Source organism: Pseudomonas sp. S5D5 (assembly GCF_003013355.1).
Taxonomy (GTDB): Bacteria; Pseudomonadota; Gammaproteobacteria; order Pseudomonadales; family Pseudomonadaceae; genus Aquipseudomonas; species Aquipseudomonas aylmerensis.
Genome location: NZ_PTEO01000001.1, coordinates 2,965,632 through 2,981,217 on the forward strand (window position 1 = coordinate 2,965,632; position 15,586 = coordinate 2,981,217).

Annotated in this window: 15 protein-coding genes; 4 read left to right on the forward strand and 11 right to left on the reverse strand. The window is 62.3% G+C overall.

The window, feature by feature from the left end:
• Nucleotides 1–105: 105 nt before the first annotated feature.
• Entirely contained in the window at nt 106–735 is a 630-nt protein-coding gene (locus C9990_RS13865; RefSeq protein ID WP_106803633.1) for a DNA-3-methyladenine glycosylase I, read from the forward strand.
• Between the two features lie 54 nt (nt 736–789).
• Here the strand turns inward: C9990_RS13865 and C9990_RS13870 are convergent, their stop codons facing one another.
• The 3 genes from C9990_RS13870 to C9990_RS13880 form a co-directional block, all read right to left on the reverse strand.
• Nucleotides 790–1,191, reverse strand: a complete 402-nt coding sequence (locus tag C9990_RS13870) for a cupin domain-containing protein (protein ID WP_065907916.1) — start codon at nt 1,189–1,191, stop codon at nt 790–792.
• 96 nt (nt 1,192–1,287) lie between these two features.
• Nucleotides 1,288–1,569, reverse strand: coding sequence for a putative quinol monooxygenase (locus C9990_RS13875; protein ID WP_065907918.1), 282 nt, complete (start codon nt 1,567–1,569; stop codon nt 1,288–1,290).
• Between the two features lie 84 nt (nt 1,570–1,653).
• Entirely contained in the window at nt 1,654–3,087 is a 1,434-nt protein-coding gene (locus C9990_RS13880) for a PLP-dependent aminotransferase family protein (RefSeq protein ID WP_065907920.1), read from the reverse strand.
• A gap of 155 nt (nt 3,088–3,242) precedes the next feature.
• On the opposite strand from C9990_RS13880, the gene C9990_RS13885 reads away from it, so the two are divergent.
• Nucleotides 3,243–3,686 carry a carboxymuconolactone decarboxylase family protein gene (locus C9990_RS13885; protein ID WP_065907921.1) on the forward strand — a complete coding sequence of 148 codons (444 nt, stop codon included), beginning with the start codon at nt 3,243–3,245 and terminating at the stop codon, nt 3,684–3,686.
• On the opposite strand, the gene C9990_RS13890 is transcribed toward C9990_RS13885, so the two are convergent.
• The 7 genes from C9990_RS13890 to C9990_RS13920 form a co-directional block, all read right to left on the reverse strand.
• Complete coding sequence (locus C9990_RS13890) at nt 3,687–4,454, reverse strand: SDR family oxidoreductase (protein WP_003190816.1); 768 nt, start codon at nt 4,452–4,454, stop codon at nt 3,687–3,689.
• Between the two features lie 22 nt (nt 4,455–4,476).
• The gene (locus C9990_RS13895; RefSeq protein WP_106803634.1) at nt 4,477–5,544 is read right to left on the reverse strand and encodes a phosphotransferase family protein; all 1,068 of its coding nucleotides are present in this window, start codon (nt 5,542–5,544) and stop codon (nt 4,477–4,479) included.
• Nucleotides 5,545–5,673: 129 nt separating this feature from the next.
• Entirely contained in the window at nt 5,674–6,627 is a 954-nt protein-coding gene (locus tag C9990_RS13900; RefSeq protein ID WP_106803635.1) for a 2-hydroxyacid dehydrogenase, read from the reverse strand.
• A 109-nt stretch (nt 6,628–6,736) separates the two neighbouring features.
• Nucleotides 6,737–7,261 (reverse strand): cysteine hydrolase family protein, encoded by a 525-nt coding sequence (locus C9990_RS13905; RefSeq protein WP_106803636.1) that lies wholly within the window; start codon nt 7,259–7,261, stop codon nt 6,737–6,739.
• Nucleotides 7,262–7,443: 182 nt separating this feature from the next.
• Nucleotides 7,444–8,037: a TetR/AcrR family transcriptional regulator gene (locus C9990_RS13910; RefSeq protein WP_106803637.1), complete on the reverse strand. Its 594-nt coding sequence runs from the start codon at nt 8,035–8,037 to the stop codon at nt 7,444–7,446.
• A 152-nt stretch (nt 8,038–8,189) separates the two neighbouring features.
• The gene (locus C9990_RS13915) at nt 8,190–8,624 is read right to left on the reverse strand and encodes a hypothetical protein (RefSeq protein ID WP_106803638.1); all 435 of its coding nucleotides are present in this window, start codon (nt 8,622–8,624) and stop codon (nt 8,190–8,192) included.
• 54 nt (nt 8,625–8,678) lie between these two features.
• On the reverse strand, nt 8,679–9,179 hold the full coding sequence (locus C9990_RS13920) for a DUF4822 domain-containing protein (protein WP_106803639.1): 501 nt from the start codon (nt 9,177–9,179) through the stop codon (nt 8,679–8,681).
• Nucleotides 9,180–9,630: 451 nt separating this feature from the next.
• Between C9990_RS13920 and C9990_RS13925 the strand changes: the two genes are divergently transcribed.
• Nucleotides 9,631–10,908 (forward strand): serine/threonine transporter, encoded by a 1,278-nt coding sequence (locus C9990_RS13925; protein WP_065907935.1) that lies wholly within the window; start codon nt 9,631–9,633, stop codon nt 10,906–10,908.
• A 120-nt stretch (nt 10,909–11,028) separates the two neighbouring features.
• Nucleotides 11,029–12,678, forward strand: a complete 1,650-nt coding sequence (locus tag C9990_RS13930) for a SulP family inorganic anion transporter (protein ID WP_256595078.1) — start codon at nt 11,029–11,031, stop codon at nt 12,676–12,678.
• A gap of 160 nt (nt 12,679–12,838) precedes the next feature.
• On the opposite strand, the gene acnB is transcribed toward C9990_RS13930, so the two are convergent.
• Nucleotides 12,839–15,448: a bifunctional aconitate hydratase 2/2-methylisocitrate dehydratase gene (acnB, locus tag C9990_RS13935; RefSeq protein ID WP_065907939.1), complete on the reverse strand. Its 2,610-nt coding sequence runs from the start codon at nt 15,446–15,448 to the stop codon at nt 12,839–12,841.
• Nucleotides 15,449–15,586: the final 138 nt, after the last annotated feature.

Below are 15,586 nucleotides of genomic sequence, written 5' to 3' on the forward strand. Positions count from 1 at the left end.
ACAAGTCCCGGTCTGACCAGTTGGTCGCCAACACCGATGCTTGAGCGGTTGGCGGAGGGGAATTTTTTTCGCTTATCATCCGCCGCTTGGCTTTGGAGGTGATGGATGGATAAACCCGGACTGACCACGGATGCAACCGGGCAGACCCACTGCAGTTGGCGCACGGCTGCGCCGCAGTACCCGCGTTACCACGACCATGAGTGGGGCGTGCCGGTGGCGGATGACATCCAGCTGTATGAAAAAATCTGCCTGGAAGGCTTTCAGGCGGGCATGGCCTGGATCACCATCCTGCGCAAGCGCGAGCAGTTTCGCGTGGCATTCGAAGGCTTTGATTTTCGCCGGGTGGCGCAGTATGGCGAGGCCGATATCGAGCGGCTGATGCAGGACCCAGGCATCGTGCGCAATCGCGCGAAGATCGTCTCGACCATCAACAATGCGCGCAAGGCGTGTGAACTGGTCGACGAGACCGGTTCGCTGGCGCGCTGGTTGTGGGCGTTCGAGCCCGACGAGACGGAGCGTCCCGCCGTGGTCGACATGGCGTACTGGACCGGCAACCCGACTTCACCGGCATCGGTGCGTTTGTCCAAGGCGTTGAAGAAGCGCGGCTGGACCTTCGTCGGGCCGACCACGATGTACGCGCTGATGCAGGCGATGGGCATGGTCAACGACCACCTCGAAGGCTGCGCGTGCCGGCCACGGATCGAAGACCTGCGCCGCCAGTTCAAGCGCCCCTGAACCCGGCTGAACCTGGAGGCGCCGGCTCGCCAGCGCCTGCAGTGGCGGGGAGGATTATTGCTTCAGCGGCGTCAGCACCTCGGCCTTGTCATCCAGCACCATCACCACCAGCAGCTTGGCTGGCTGGGTCTGGCTGGCATTGCTCGATTCAAAGTGCCGCGAGCCGGCCGGCTCGTAGAACGACTCGCCGACCTTGTAGGTCACGGCCTTCTCATCATTCACCCGCGAGGTGATCGCGCCTTCCAGCACGTAGGCCACGGCGGTGCCGGTGTGGCTATGCGGCACGGTGGCCTGGCCGGGGGCGTAGTCGACGGTGAGCATGATGGTTTTCTTGCCGGGCACATTGGTCAGGGCGTGCTCCTGCAGCACCTTGATCGATTCCTGGTTGTACACGGGTTCATGGGCGAAGGCGCTGAAGGAGGCGAGCATCAGGGTGGTGGCGAGCAGTCGTTTCATGGCGAAGTTTCCGAGAAGTTCGAGACCTCTTCACCCTACGCCGCGTGCCCCGGGTGACCAATGACCAATCCTGGAAAAGGCCAGGAGACCAATCGCTCAATGGTCGAAATGCAGGCGGCTGGCCAGTTGTTCAGCGGTGAGCGCGATAAAGCCTTGCAGGGCCGGCAGCTCGAAGTGCGCCAAGAGCTGCGCAGCACACGCCCAGCGGCCCTTGACGGTCCACAGGTCGGGGTCTTGCTGGCTGCGTTGTACGGCATAGTCGAGGCAACCGGGAGCGCTGCGCACGGCTTCGGCGATCTGCCCCAGGCGCTGGCCCAGTTGCGTCGAGCGCCCGGCAGCCGCGCGGACATGAACAGTGTTGAAGGCGCATTCGGTCATGGCGAGGGTCTCCAGAGTCTGGCGGAGTGCACAGGCTAGAGCCTGCTTGCGCCAGCACCAATGTCCAATCCGGCGGAAAAGCCGCTAGCCAATCTGCTGGAGAATGTCGCGTACCTTGTCCAGTGCCGGGTCGATGTCCAGCGTCTCGATCGCCCCAAAACCGATGATCAGGCCCGGGCGTACCGGCGCGTCGTGGAAGAACACGTCGAGCGGGTACAGGCCCACTTCCACCTGGCGCGCCAACTGCATCAGCAGCGCGATATTCACCGGCACTTTGCACAGCGCCGCCATGTGGAACCCGGCCACGGTCGGCACCGCTTCGAACCACGGCGACAGGTCGCCCGCCAGGCGTTGCAGGATGCGTTCGCGGCGCCCGGCGTACACCGTGTGGCAGCGGCGAATGTGCTTGAGCAGGTAGCCTTCGCTGATGAACTTGGCCAGCGCCCACTGGGGCAGGGTCGAGCTGTGCTGGTCGGTCAATTGCTTGGCCTTGAGCACCGCGCCGTAGATCGCCGGTGGCAGCACCGCATAACCCAGGCGCAGCTCCGGCAACAGGGTTTTCGAGAAGGTCCCGACGTAAGTCACCAGGCCACGGGTGTCCATGCTCTGCAGCGAATCGGTGGGGCGGCCTTCGTAGCGGAATTCGCTGTCGTAGTCGTCCTCGATGATGATCGCGCCCAGCTCCAGCGCCCGTGCCAACAAGGCTTCCCGGCGCGGCAGGCTCATGGGCATGCCCAGCGGGAATTGGTGCGACGGCGTGACGTAGATCAGCCGCGTGCCGGCCGGGATCTGCTCGACCTGAATCCCTTGCGCATCCACCGGCACACTCGCGACGCTCGCGCCCATGGCCATGAACAACTGGCGCGCGGGGCTGTAGCCGGGGTCTTCCATGGCGACAATGCTGCCCGGTTCCAGCACCACCCGCGCGATCAGGTCCAGGGCCTGCTGCGCGCCATTGGTGACGATGATGTCGGTGTCACGGCAGTTGACCCCGCGTGAAAACGCAATGTGCCCGGCGATGGCACTGCGCAGTGCCGGCAAGCCTTCGGGCTGGCTGTAGAACCCACTGTTCTGTGCGATGCGCCGCAGCGCGTCCTGGGTGCAACGTCGCCATTCATCCTGCGGGAACTGATGGCGGCTGGTGGCGCCGCCGATAAATTCGTAGCGCAAGGTGCTGTCGCGCGTGGGGTGGCGCATGGGCGAGGGCAGCGCCTGCCAGGTCGCCAGGTTGGCAGCGCAGGCCAGGTCGGCGCCGGTTTGCAGGCGTTCGGTCTGCGGTGCGCGGGCGTTGACGAAGGTGCCACGGCCGGTCTTGCCGACCAGCAGGCCTTCGTAGGTCAGGGTCGCGTAGGTGTCCGAGACGGTCTTGCGTGACACGCCCAATTGTTCGGCGAGCAAGCGGCTGGGCGGCAATTGCGCACCGGCGGCCAGGCGTCCGGAACCGATGGCTTCACGCAACTGCTGGTACAACTGTTCGGCCAGATCCTTGCGGCCGTGGATCACGATGTGCAGTTCCATGTTTCACCCAGGAGCATTCAATCTGCGCCAAGACTACTCGCTCGCGGGGCGCGCTCAAAATGGTCTCTGCGTAAACCACCGGATTGGCTATAGGGCTTATGCCTTGAGGGCTCTAGGCTAGGTTGTGATTGCATTCGCTGCCTGAGAGCCACCCCATGGAACCTCGTCTGGATTACTACACCGCTTCGCCGCAAGCGCTCAAGGGCATGCTCGTGCTGGAGGCAGCGATCTTTGGCCTGTCCATCGAACAGTCGTTGCTGGAGCTGATCAAGATTCGCGTCTCGCAGCTCAACCACTGTGGGTTTTGCACCGACATGCATTCGATGGCGGCGCGTCAGCGCGGTGAGACTGAGCGACGTCTGTTTGCCCTGTGCGTGTGGCGCGATTCGCCGTTTTTCACTGCGCGGGAGAAGGCCGCGTTGGCCTGGAGCGAGTCGGTGGCGTCGCTGCCGACCTCCAGCGTTTCAGATGAGCTGTTCGCGGCAGTGCGTCTGGAATTCAGCGAGCAGGAACTGGTGGACCTGACCATGGCGGTGTCCAGCATCAGTGGCTGGAACCGCCTGGCGGTGAGTTTTCGGCAGCAACCGCCGAATGCTTGATCAGGACAGGAAACCGCCGTCCACATTCAGCGACACGCCGGTGGTGTAGCTGGAGGCATCGCTGGCCAGGTACAGCACCGCGCCGGCCATTTCGCTGGGGGCCGCCACGCGCTTGAGCGGGATCTGCGCCAGGGCCATCTTCAGGATCGAATCGTTTTTCACCAGCGCCGAGGCGAACTTGGTGTCGGTCAAGCCCGGCAGCAGGGCGTTGCAGCGAATGCCGAACGCCGCGCACTCCTTGGCGAACACCTTGGTCATGTTGATCACGGCGGCCTTGGTCACCGAGTAGATGCCCTGGAACACGCCCGGCGAAATGCCGTTGATCGACGCCACGTTGATGATGCTGCCGCCACCGTTTTCGCGCATCAGCTTGCCGGCTTCCACCGACATGAAGAAGTAGCCGCGAATGTTCACGTCGACGGTCTTCTGGAACGCGCCGAGGTCGGTGTCCAGCACGTTGCAGAACTGTGGGTTGGTGGCGGCGTTATTCACCAGGATATCCAGGCGCCCGAACTGCTCGCGAATGCCGGCGAAGACCTGGGTGATCTGCTCCATTTCACCGATGTGGCAGGCAATGGCCGTGGCCTTGCCGCCGTCGGCGATGATCGCGTCCGCCACGTGTTGGCAGCCCTCCAGCTTGCGGCTGGAGACGATCACGTGGGCGCCTTGCTGGGCCAGCAACTTGGCGATGGCCTCACCGATGCCACGGCTGGCGCCGGACACAAAAGCGATCTTGCCGTCGAGGTCGAACAGGTTGGTCTTGGACATGGGGATTCCTTGTTATGTGCAATCAGAGCGCGGATTTGCCGATGACATTCAGGCTCATCTGCTCCAGCAGCTTGTTCATGTGGATGAACTGCGCAAAGCGTTTGTCCTGAGTCTGGCCATGGAAGAAGCGGTAGTAGATCTGCTGCACGATGCCGGCCAGGCGGAACAGGCCGTAGGTGTAGTAGAAATCGAAATTGTCGATCTGGATCCCGGCGCGTTCAGCGTAATAATCGACGAACTCGCGGCGGGTAAGCATGCCGGGGGCATTGCTCGGCTGGCGGCGCATCAGTTGCACGGGCGCCGGGTCGCCGGCCTCGATCCAGTAGGCGAGGGTGTTGCCCAGGTCCATCAGCGGGTCGCCGAGGGTGGTCAGTTCCCAGTCCAGCACGCCGATGATCTGCATCGGGTTATGAGGGTCGAGGATCACGTTATCGAAGCGGTAGTCGTTGTGCACGATGCTCGAGGTCGGGTGGTCGGCCGGCATCTTGTCGTTGAGCCAGGCGCGGACTTTCTCCCAGCTCGGCGCGTCGGGGGTCAGGGCTTTTTCGTAGCGGTCGCTCCAGCCACGGATCTGCCGCTCGACGTAGCCTTCGGGTTTGCCGAGGTCGGCCAGGCCACAGGCGTTGTAGTCGACCTGGTGGAGTTCGACGAACTTGTCGATGAAACTCTTGCACAGTGCCTCGGTCCTGGTCGCGTCCAGGCCCAGTTCGGCTGGCAGGTCGGAACGCAGGATGATGCCGTTGACGCGCTCCATCACGTAGAACTCGGCACCGATCACCGCCTCGTCGGTGCAATGCACGTAGGCCTTGGGGCAATACGGGAAGCCGTCTTTGAGCTGGTTGAGAATGCGGTATTCGCGGCCCATGTCATGGGCGGACTTGGCTTTGTGGCCAAACGGTGGACGGCGCAGCACGAATTCCTGGCCTGGGTATTCCAGCAGGTAGGTCAGGTTCGACGCACCACCCGGAAACTGGCTGATCGTGGGCGTGCCACTCAGGCCCGGGATATGGGCCTTGAGGTAGGGATCGATCAGGCTGGCATCAAGTTCTTCGCCTGGGCGAATCTGGGTCGATTGGTCGTTCAGCGCCATGCTTATCCCTTCTGCTTATTCTAAAGGCCTCGGACTATTTCCTAATCTAATGCGCACCACCGCCCAGCGACAAGGTCGGGGCGGCTTAATAGGTTAGCGTGTTGGACGATAATCAGCGTGCCTGATCGGTCATTTTTCGGGCGCTGGCAGGGTCACCGGCGTGAGCACCGGGCGGCCGGCAAAGTATTCCACCAGGTTGTCGGCCACGCGCTGCACGGTGTCGTGGGCGGCTTCGGGCGACAGGCCGGCCACATGCGAGGTGAGCACGGTATTGCTCAGGCGCTTGAGGGCGTCGGGCACCTTCGGCTCGTCGTCGAACACGTCCAGCGCGGCGCCGCCGATACGGCGTTGCTCAAGGGCCGCGACGAGGTCGGCGGTGACCACCACGCTGCCGCGGCCGATATTCACCAGGTAACCGTTGGGGCCCAGGGCGTCGAGGGCATTGCGGTCGATCAGGTGGCGAGTGCTGGCGCCGCCGGGCGTGGCCAGGATCAGGAAGTCCGAGGTGCGCGCCAGCTCTACTGCGGTGGCGCAGTAGGTGTAGTCGACATCATCGCGCGGCTGGCGGTTGTGGTAACTCACTTCCATGCCGAAACCCAGGGCTGCGCGCTTGGCGATTTCCAGGCCTACGGCGCCGAGCCCGAGAATCCCCAGTTGCTTGCCACCCAGGGACGGGCGCATCACCTTGGGCCACTCGCTGCGCCGCACCGCCGCGTCGTTCTGCGGGATGCCGCGTACCAGCGACAGCAGCAGCGCCATGGCGTGGTCGGCCACCGACGGCGCGTTGACCCCGGCGCCGTTGGTCACCACGATGCCGCGGTTGCTCGCGGCCTGCAGGTCCACGTGTTCGTAGCCGGCGCCGATCACGCAGATGATCTCCAGCAGCGGCAGGGCGGCGATTTCCTCGGCATACAACCCCAGTGGGCCGCGCGTCAGCACCGCCTTGATCTGTCCGCCATGGGCCTTGATGGCCTGGGCACGTTCGGCCGGCGTCGGCGCGAGGATCACATGAAAGTCATTGCTCTCGATGATTTGCAGGTATTCGTTGATGGTTTCAACCAGGACCAGAACAGTGGTGGTCATCGGAACGCTCTTCCTGAAGGGTTTGAAGGGACGAGTATGCGCGATTTGTAAGTAATATCGTTTCGCCGCGTCAGAAAAAATGCAGGGTCGAAGGCGAGCGCGTGCCGGTTCAGAAACTGACCTCGGCCGCTTTCACCCGCTGTACAAAGGCGCCCGCCAGCGTGGCGTTGTGGTGCTCGATAATCGCCTCGGCCTTCAGCACCGGGGTGTCCATGCAAGTGTGCGCGTCTTCCGGCAGTACCACGCCAAAGCCCAGCTCCACGGCCACCCGGCACGTGGTGTCGATGCAGAATTGGGTTTTCATCCCGGCGATCACCAGTTGCTTGACCTGCGCGGCGTGCAGTTGCTGCGCCAGGTCGGTGCCCAGGAAGCAACTCGGGCGAGTCTTGTCGAAGAGCTGATCGCGGGCCGCATCGACGTCCAGCGCAGGCCACAGCTGCCAGAACGGGCTGCCTGCGGCGATTGGAGAACCCGCCGGACCGGTGTGGCGGGCCACGAAGATCGGCGCATGGGCCGCGCGTGCGCGCTGGATCAGTTGATTGATGGTGTCCAGCACCCGCTCGCGTTCGAAGGGTTTCTCCGGGCCATCATACAGGCCGGTTTGCATATCGATGATCAGCAGGGCGTCAGCCATGGTGTTGCTCCTTGTGATTGCCAGGTGGCGGAGCAATAAAAAGGCCCCGTCCATTGCTGGCGGGGCCTTGGGTTGAATCTGCGGATGTTTAGTTCAAGCACCCACAGCCACCGCGCGACCCGCCTTGAGCGGTCGTGGTGGTGGTACGGGTGAGGTGCTGCGCGATCAGGTTCATGGCCCGATCATGCTGGGACAGGCGCGGGGCTGTCAACGGGCAACAAGGTGTTTCGTACGGCCTCAAGGAATTCGTCCGACAGCTGATTGCCGCGTGTCGCACGGGCGAGAGTGACGGCGCCGATCATCATCGCGTATTTCGCCAGCATCGCCTGGCGATCCTCATCCTGAAGCTGGGCAAAGATCTCCAGCGACTTTTCGACCCCGTCGATGAACGTGTGCTGCAGCGCTGTGTCGGCGGGCTCGTGGCACATATCCGGGGTGAACGCGGAGATCGGGCAGCCGTCACCCGGGTTGTCGCGGTGGGCCGCCGACAGATAGGGGGCCAGGACTGCCTGGCGCGCCGCTTGCTGATCTTCGCTGGTGCGGATTTTTTCCTGCCAGCCCAGGTTCGCGTGCTCGAAGGCCTGCTGGCAGGCCTCCGTGGCCAAGGCTTCCTTGGACGCGAAGTGGCCGTAGAAGCCGCCGTGGGTCAGGCCGGCCGCGGCCATCACATCCGACAGGGTGATGCCGTGCAACCCCCGCTCACGAAACAGGTGCGTGGCGGCCTCGACGATGATTTCACGGTTGAGTTCGGCTTGTTTGCGGGAGACGCGAGGCATGGCGGGGCTCACAGGAAGAATGGCGGGTGCTGTATGAAAACTACAGCAACGGGCGTCATTCTAAAATAGATTTGTGCGGGAATGTATTAGTCCCCGGAGGTCGCACGTGTTGCGCCCCTGGCCGCATTCGGGGCGCAGCAGCGCTCAGGCGATCACTGCGGGGCGCTGCGTCGCGCCTTGTCCTGCTCGGCTTGTGCGATGGGCATGAAATTGTAGGTGGGGAAAAATTCCGTGGTGTACACCCCCCACGCGCTGTTTTCGATTGCCAGGTTGACCTCTGCCAGGCGCGAGGCCGGCAGGCGCAGCACGACGACCTGGCCGATGCCCATGGTGATGTTCCAACTCACCACCTCCACCCCGGCGGGTGGGAATACGGCGTGAAACGCTTGTTTGGCCAGTTGCGTCTTCAGCTCGCCCAGAGGGCGCGATTGATCGTGTTTAAGAAACACGGTCAACATGACCGCGTTATCGGCAGTGATGGCCGTATTTTTTTCTGGCGGCGCGGCAACGGTCGCTGTAGCGGGCAACAGCGCGGCGGCCAGCAGTGCAGGTATTAACAGCAAACGAAGAGGGTTGCGTTTATTCATGGTCGGGCACCTTGTTCTTTGTTGTTTGGAAGAGTGCTAAACATCAATGTTTAATTAATTCGACATGGCTGTCTTGAGCGGGCCTTTATACGGAGCGTGTACTACGTAAATGCGTACGGGAGGTTGTGTGGGGATCATGTCGCGCGGAACTTCGCGAGAGTAAGTGAATTCGTTGTTATCAAGTTTTTCCAGGCGCCTGACGATGGTTCGGTTCGGGCCGAGGTCCGGGATCAGGATATGCGTCTTGCGGTCGCCCGTGACCATGAAGTATCCGCCGCCGCCATCGGCATGCTTTGAGCGGCCGGTGTCGGTGTAGAAGAACTCATAGCGATTGCGCAGTGGGTCCCACATGGATAGGCCAACGACGCCGGGGTAGTTGGCCTTGACGTCCTTGTCCGGCTCGCCTTCGATATAGACTTTGGTGGTTAGCCATTGCGGCGAAGACGCCAGCGCGTGAATGTCCGCTTCAGGTAACACGTGTTCTGTGGCACTGGCGTGCGGGATGAGAAAACAGCTGAGTAACAGGCTGGTAAATACAGCGTTAAGTCTTCGCATGGTCGAACTCCTGTTGTTTTAAATGAGCGGTGTTGTTGTTTTTCTTCGGGTCGGCTGTGGGCGATATTAGTTTCAAGTTCGGCGGTGACTCAATGGCTGTGTAGGCTTATGTAACAATTGTCGCGGTGGTGTGCTTGTTATTTTATTTAGATAGTCGTTAGTGTCTGATTGAGTTGTAGGTAGGTTCTCTAAATACATCGAGTCCAGTTAATACGCCAAGACTTGGCTGCATTCACGAATAGCACGCTGCAATCGCTCGAAACGGTTTCAACATTCCCGGCAACCATCGCCCAGGGCGGCCCTGGAGCGGCTGCACCGGCAAACCGTTCCTCAGCTAAGTCTTTGCTTATTCAAGAGAATCCCGGACAATCACGCCCCTTCTATGGTCGGGGCGCTGCCTGTCAGGTTTTTCTGACTCGTCCCGGCTATGTAAATGCGGAGATCCGACCGGATGAATGATCAGGCCAATAGCGTCGACGAACGCTATGCAACGACACCTGCAACCCTCACAAGCTGGAGCCGCCAGGACACCACCTGGATGCTTGGCCTGTTCGGCACCGCCATTGGCGCCGGTACCTTGTTCCTGCCGATCAATGCCGGCCTGGGCGGCTTCTGGCCCCTGGTGATCCTGGCGGTGCTGGCCTTCCCGATGACGTTCTTTGCCCACCGTGGCCTGACCCGTTTCGTACTGTCCGGCCGCGAAGGCTCCGACATCACCGACGTGGTCGAGGAGCACTTCGGCATCCGCGCCGGTGCGCTGATCACCTTGCTGTACTTCTTCGCAATCTTCCCGATCCTGCTGATCTACAGCGTGGCGCTGACCAACACCGTCGGCAGCTTCATGGAGCATCAACTGCACATCATGCCGCCGCCACGCGCGATCCTGTCGTTGGTGCTGATCCTCGGCCTGCTGGCTGTGGTGCGGTGCGGCGAGCAGGTAATCGTCAAGGCCATGAGCCTGATGGTGTACCCGTTTATCGTCGCCTTGCTGTTCCTGGCGGTGTACCTGATCCCTCACTGGACGGGCGGCATCCTCAGCACCGCCAGTGTGGTGCCGGCGCCGTCCGCGCTGCTCAATACGCTGTGGCTGGCGATCCCGGTGATGGTGTTTTCGTTCAACCACTCGCCGATCATCTCGGCCTTCGCGGTGGACCAGAAGCGCCAGTACGGTGCCCACGCCGATGAGCGCAGCTCGCAGATCCTGTCCCGCGCGCACCTGTTGATGGTGGTGATGGTGCTGTTCTTCGTGTTCAGCTGCGTGCTGACCCTGTCGCCGGCGCAACTGGCCGAAGCGAAAGCGCAGAACCTGTCGATCCTGTCGTACCTGGCCAACCACTTCAACAACCCGACCATCGAGTTCGCCGCACCGTTGATCGCGTTCGTGGCGATTGCCAAGTCGTTCCTCGGTCACTACATCGGTGCCAGCGAAGGCCTCAAGGGCCTGGTGCTCAAGAGCGGCCGGCGCCCGGCTGCGAAGACTCTCGACCGCATCACCGCCGCGTTCATGCTGGTGGTGTGCTGGATCGTCGCCACGCTCAACCCGAGCATCCTCGGCATGATCGAGACCCTGGGCGGCCCGATCATCGCGTCGATCCTGTTCCTGATGCCGATGTACGCGATCCGCAAGGTACCGGCGATGGCCAAGTACCGTGGGCAGGCGTCCAACGTGTTTGTCACGGCGGTCGGCCTGGTGGCGATTACCGCGTTGATTTACTCGCTGCTGTCCTGACCGCGGGACTCACGCCAAAAAGCCGATTCGCGCAGACCGCGAATCGGCTTTTTTTTGCGCTCGAAAAACCTCAATGCAGGCTAAGCTGACGCACCTCATTTGCCAGGATGGTCGGGCCGCTTGAACACTGAACCTGCTACCCCCGTGGCTGCGCCGCCCACCCGTACCCAGGACCTGCTCGCCGGCTTATCGATTGCCGGCCTGCTGCTGCCGGAAGCCGTGGCCTATTCGAGCATCGCCGCGCTGCCGCCCCAGGCCGGGGTGATTGCCTTGTTCGCCGGCCTGGTGTGCTACGGCCTGTTCGGCACCAGCCGTTTTGCGATTGTCTCGGCCACCTCGTCTTCGGCGGCGGTGTTGGCGGCCGCAACGTCCAGCCTGGCCGCAGATGACCCGGCGCTGCGGCTGTCCCTGGCGTTCGGGCTGGTGCTGGTCACCGGCGTGTTTTTCCTGCTGGCCGGGCTGTTCAAGCTCGGCGGCGTCACCTCGTTTATCGCCAAGCCGGTGTTGCGTGGCTTTGCCTTCGGCCTGGCGCTGACCATCATCCTCAAGCAGTTGGCGAGTGTGGTGGGCGTGCACCTGACCGATAACAACCTGGTCCGTTTCCTGCCGCAATTGCTCGAGCAACTGCCACAGTGGAACTGGCCGGCGGCCATGGTGGCCGGGGTGGCGTTGCTGCTGCTCTGGGTGTGTGCACGCATGCCGCGCGTGCCTGGCGGGCTGGTGGTCGTGGTGCTTGGCATCGCGGCCGGGCAATACCTGAATCTGCAGGCCCACGGCGTGGCCCTGATCGGCATGATCGACCTGCGCCTGGAGCTGGGGCATTTGCCGGTGTTGCCGTTCGCCGATTGGCTGCGCCTGGGGGAATTGGCGTTTGCGCTGGTGATGATCCTGTACGCCGAGTCCTACGGTTCCATCAGCTCATTCGCCCTCAAGCATGGCGACCGGGTGTCATCCAACCGTGATCTGCTCGCGCTCGGTGCGGCCAACCTGGTGTCCGGGCTGTTCCACGGCATGCCGGCGGGTGCCGGTTACTCGGCGACTTCGGCCAACGAGGCGGCCGGTGCCTACTCGCGCTTGGCGGGAATCTTCGCCGCGCTGGTGATCCTGGTGATTGTGCTGACGGTGTTGCCCTATGTCGCGCTCACCCCGGAGCCGGTGCTGGCGGCCGTCGTCATCTATGCCTTGGGCCGAGGCTTGAGCCTGCAACCCCTGGGGCGTTATTTCATCTGGCGGCGCGATCGGTTGCTGGTGGTCTGCGCGGTGGCGGCCGTGCTGGTGCTCGGCGTGCTGGATGGCTTGCTGGTGTCGGTTGCAATCAGCGTGATGCTGATGTTGCGCCAGATGTCCTCAGCCGACCTGCAGGTGCTCGGGCGCCTGGGCAACAGCCACGACTTTGTCGATCGCCTGCACCATCCCGATGCTGTGGCAGTGCCCGGGGTATTGATCGTGCGGCCCAGTGAGGCGCTGTTTTTCGCGAATGCCGAGCGCATCCTGGGCGCGGCGTTGCGCTTGATGCGTCAGTCTCCAGTCGACGCAGTGGTGCTGAGCCTGGAAGAGTCGCCCGACCTTGACGGCACCAGTATCGAAGCACTGGCAGGTTTTTTTGCCCAGGTGCGCGGGGAGGGCAAGCGCCTGGTGCTGGCCCGTGTGCGGCATGACGCCCGCGAGGTGCTGCAGGGACTGCCCGAGGCGTTGGCGCCGCAGGTGCTGCTCAGCGGCCTGAGCGTCGACGGCGCGGTGCAACTGGCGCTGGAGGCCAGCACAAGCTAGAAGCTGCAAGCTACAAGCTACAAGCTGCAAGCGACAAGCGACAAGCTCTAAGCTCTAAGCTCTAAGCTTGAAGCTTGAAGCTTGAAGCTTGAAGCTTGCAGCTTGCAAAAAAAACGCCGCGTACCTTGCGGTACGCGGCGTCTTTTACGTCAACACACCCTTAGGCTTGAATCACCGGGATGTTGGCGCTGGCTGCGATCTTGCGGAACTCAGCGATCTGGTCGAAGTTCAGGTAGCGGTAAACGTCACTGGCCATGGTGTCCAGTTTCGCTGCGTAGCCCATGTACTCTTCAACCGTCGGCAGGCGACCCAGCGTGGAGGCAACTGCCGCCAGCTCGGCGGACGCCAGGTAGACGTTCGCGCCGTCACCCAGACGGTTCGGGAAGTTACGGGTCGACGTCGACACCACGGTCGAGTTCGGTTCTACACGTGCCTGGTTACCCATGCACAGCGAGCAGCCCGGCATTTCCATGCGCGCGCCAGCCTTGCCGTAGATGCCGTAGTAGCCTTCTTCGGTCAGTTGGTGAGCGTCCATCTTGGTCGGCGGCGACAGCCACAGACGGGTTGGCAGCTGACCCTTGACCTGCTCCAGCAGTTTGCCGGCAGCGCGGAAGTGACCGATGTTGGTCATGCACGAACCGATGAACACTTCGTCGATTTTCTCGCCGGCAACGCTCGACAGCAGACGGGCATCGTCCGGGTCGTTCGGTGCGCAGAGGATCGGCTCGTTGATTTCGGCCAGGTCGATCTCGATGATTTCGGCGTATTCGGCGTCGGCATCGGCTTCCATCAGCTCCGGGTTGGCAACCCAGGCTTCCATCGCTTGAGCACGACGTTCCAGGGTGCGTGCATCGCCGTAGCCTTCGCCGATCATCCAGCGCAGCAGGGTGATGTTGGAGTTCAGGTACTCGGTGACGGAGTCCTTGGACAGCTTGATGGTGCAACCGGCAGCCGAACGTTCAGCCGAGGCGTCGGACAGCTCGAAAGCCTGCTCCAGCGTCAGGTCGTTCAGGCCTTCGATCTCCAGGATGCGGCCGGAGAAGGCGTTTTTCTTGCCTTTCTTCTCTACGGTCAGCAGGCCGGCCTGGATCGCGTAGTAAGGAATGGCGTGCACCAGGTCACGCAGGGTGATGCCAGGTTGCATTTTGCCTTTGAAGCGCACCAGGATCGATTCCGGCATGTCCAGTGGCATCACGCCAGTGGCTGCGGCGAACGCGACCAGGCCAGAACCGGCTGGGAACGAGATGCCCATCGGGAAACGGGTGTGGGAGTCACCACCGGTACCGACGGTGTCCGGCAGCAGCATGCGGTTCAGCCAGCTGTGGATGATGCCGTCGCCTGGACGCAGCGATACACCGCCACGGGTCATGATGAAGTCAGGCAGGGTGTGGTGGGTGGTCACGTCGATCGGCTTGGGGTAAGCCGCGGTGTGGCAGAAGGACTGCATTACCAGATCGGTCGAGAAGCCCAGGCACGCCAGGTCTTTCAGTTCGTCACGGGTCATTGGACCGGTGGTGTCCTGGGAGCCCACGGTGGTCATCTTCGGTTCGCAGTAGGTGCCAGGACGAACGCCTTTGCCTTCTGCCAGGCCGCAGGCACGGCCGACCATTTTCTGCGCCAGGGTGAAGCCCTTGGTGCTTTCAGCCGGTGCTTCCGGCAGCTTGAACAGGGTCGAAGGCGGCAGGCCCAGCTCGGCGCGAGCCTTCTCGGTCAGGCCACGGCCGATGATCAGCGGGATACGACCGCCGGCACGGACTTCGTCCAACAGTACTGGCGTCTTCATTTCGAAGGTGGTCAGTACTTCATCGCTGTTGTGCTTGGTGACTTTGCCAGCATGTGGGTACAGGTCGATCACGTCGCCCATGTTCATGTTGGTGACGTCGAATTCGATCGGCAGTGCGCCGGCATCTTCCATGGTGTTGTAGAAGATTGGAGCGATCTTGCTGCCGAAGCAGAAGCCGCCAGCGCGCTTGTTCGGCACGTAGGGGACGTCGTCGCCGAAGAACCACAGTACCGAGTTGGTCGCCGATTTACGCGACGAACCGGTACCGACCACGTCACCGACGTAGGCGATCGGGAAGCCTTGGCCGCGCATCTCTTCGATCTGCTTCATCGGGCCGGTCTTGCCTTGCTCGTCCGGCACGATGCCTTCGCGAGCCATTTTCAGCATGGCCAGGGCGTGCAGCGGGATGTCAGGGCGCGACCAGGCGTCCGGGGCAGGGGACAGGTCGTCGGTGTTGGTTTCGCCGGTGACCTTGAACACGCGCAGGCTGATCTTGTCGGCCAGGGTCGGACGGTTCTTGAACCACTCGCCGTCGGCCCAGGACTGGATTACGGCCTTGGCGTGTTCGTTGCCGTTACGGGCTTTTTCAGCGACGTCGTGGAACGCATCGAACATCAACAGGGTGTGCTTGAGTTGGGCGGCGGCGACAGGTGCCAGGGTGGCGTCGTCCAGCAGCTCGACCAACGTCACGATGTTGTAGCCGCCTTGCATGGTGCCAAGCAGTTCAACAGCGCGTTGCTTGCTGATCAGGGGGGAAGTGGCTTCGCCCTTGGCCAGGGCAGACAGGAAACCGGCCTTGACGTAGGCAGCTTCGTCAACACCTGGTGGAATACGGTTGGTGATCAGGTCAACGAGGAATTCTTCTTCGCCAGCCGGAGGATTTTTCAGCAGCTCGACCAGGCCTGCGGTTTGTTCGGCGTTAAGCGGCTGGGGAACGATACCCAGGGCGGCACGCTCTTCGATATGTTTGCGGTAGGCTTCAAGCACAGTTATTACCCTCATCAGTGGTCCCACGGGACGCTCATCCAGAAATGATCGGCACGCATGCGCTCGGGGGCTTTTTGGGCCGCAAAGCCAGCGCTGCCGGCATTCCTCACAGAAGCTGCTTTCAAAGTTTTACGCCTG

Coding starts and splice junctions, on each gene's coding strand:
- C9990_RS13900 (WP_106803635.1), bottom strand. CDS start 6,627: ATGACCACCACTGTTCTGGTCCTGGTTGAAACCATCAACGAATACCTG.
- C9990_RS13890 (WP_003190816.1), bottom strand. CDS start 4,454: ATGTCCAAGACCAACCTGTTCGACCTCGACGGCAAGATCGCTTTTGTG.
- C9990_RS13895 (WP_106803634.1), bottom strand. CDS start 5,544: ATGGCGCTGAACGACCAATCGACCCAGATTCGCCCAGGCGAAGAACTT.
- C9990_RS13910 (WP_106803637.1), bottom strand. CDS start 8,037: ATGCCTCGCGTCTCCCGCAAACAAGCCGAACTCAACCGTGAAATCATC.
- C9990_RS13915 (WP_106803638.1), bottom strand. CDS start 8,624: ATGAATAAACGCAACCCTCTTCGTTTGCTGTTAATACCTGCACTGCTG.
- C9990_RS13865 (WP_106803633.1), top strand. CDS start 106: ATGGATAAACCCGGACTGACCACGGATGCAACCGGGCAGACCCACTGC.
- C9990_RS13885 (WP_065907921.1), top strand. CDS start 3,243: ATGGAACCTCGTCTGGATTACTACACCGCTTCGCCGCAAGCGCTCAAG.
- C9990_RS13920 (WP_106803639.1), bottom strand. CDS start 9,179: ATGCGAAGACTTAACGCTGTATTTACCAGCCTGTTACTCAGCTGTTTT.
- C9990_RS13870 (WP_065907916.1), bottom strand. CDS start 1,191: ATGAAACGACTGCTCGCCACCACCCTGATGCTCGCCTCCTTCAGCGCC.
- C9990_RS13925 (WP_065907935.1), top strand. CDS start 9,631: ATGAATGATCAGGCCAATAGCGTCGACGAACGCTATGCAACGACACCT.
- C9990_RS13875 (WP_065907918.1), bottom strand. CDS start 1,569: ATGACCGAATGCGCCTTCAACACTGTTCATGTCCGCGCGGCTGCCGGG.
- C9990_RS13880 (WP_065907920.1), bottom strand. CDS start 3,087: ATGGAACTGCACATCGTGATCCACGGCCGCAAGGATCTGGCCGAACAG.
- C9990_RS13905 (WP_106803636.1), bottom strand. CDS start 7,261: ATGGCTGACGCCCTGCTGATCATCGATATGCAAACCGGCCTGTATGAT.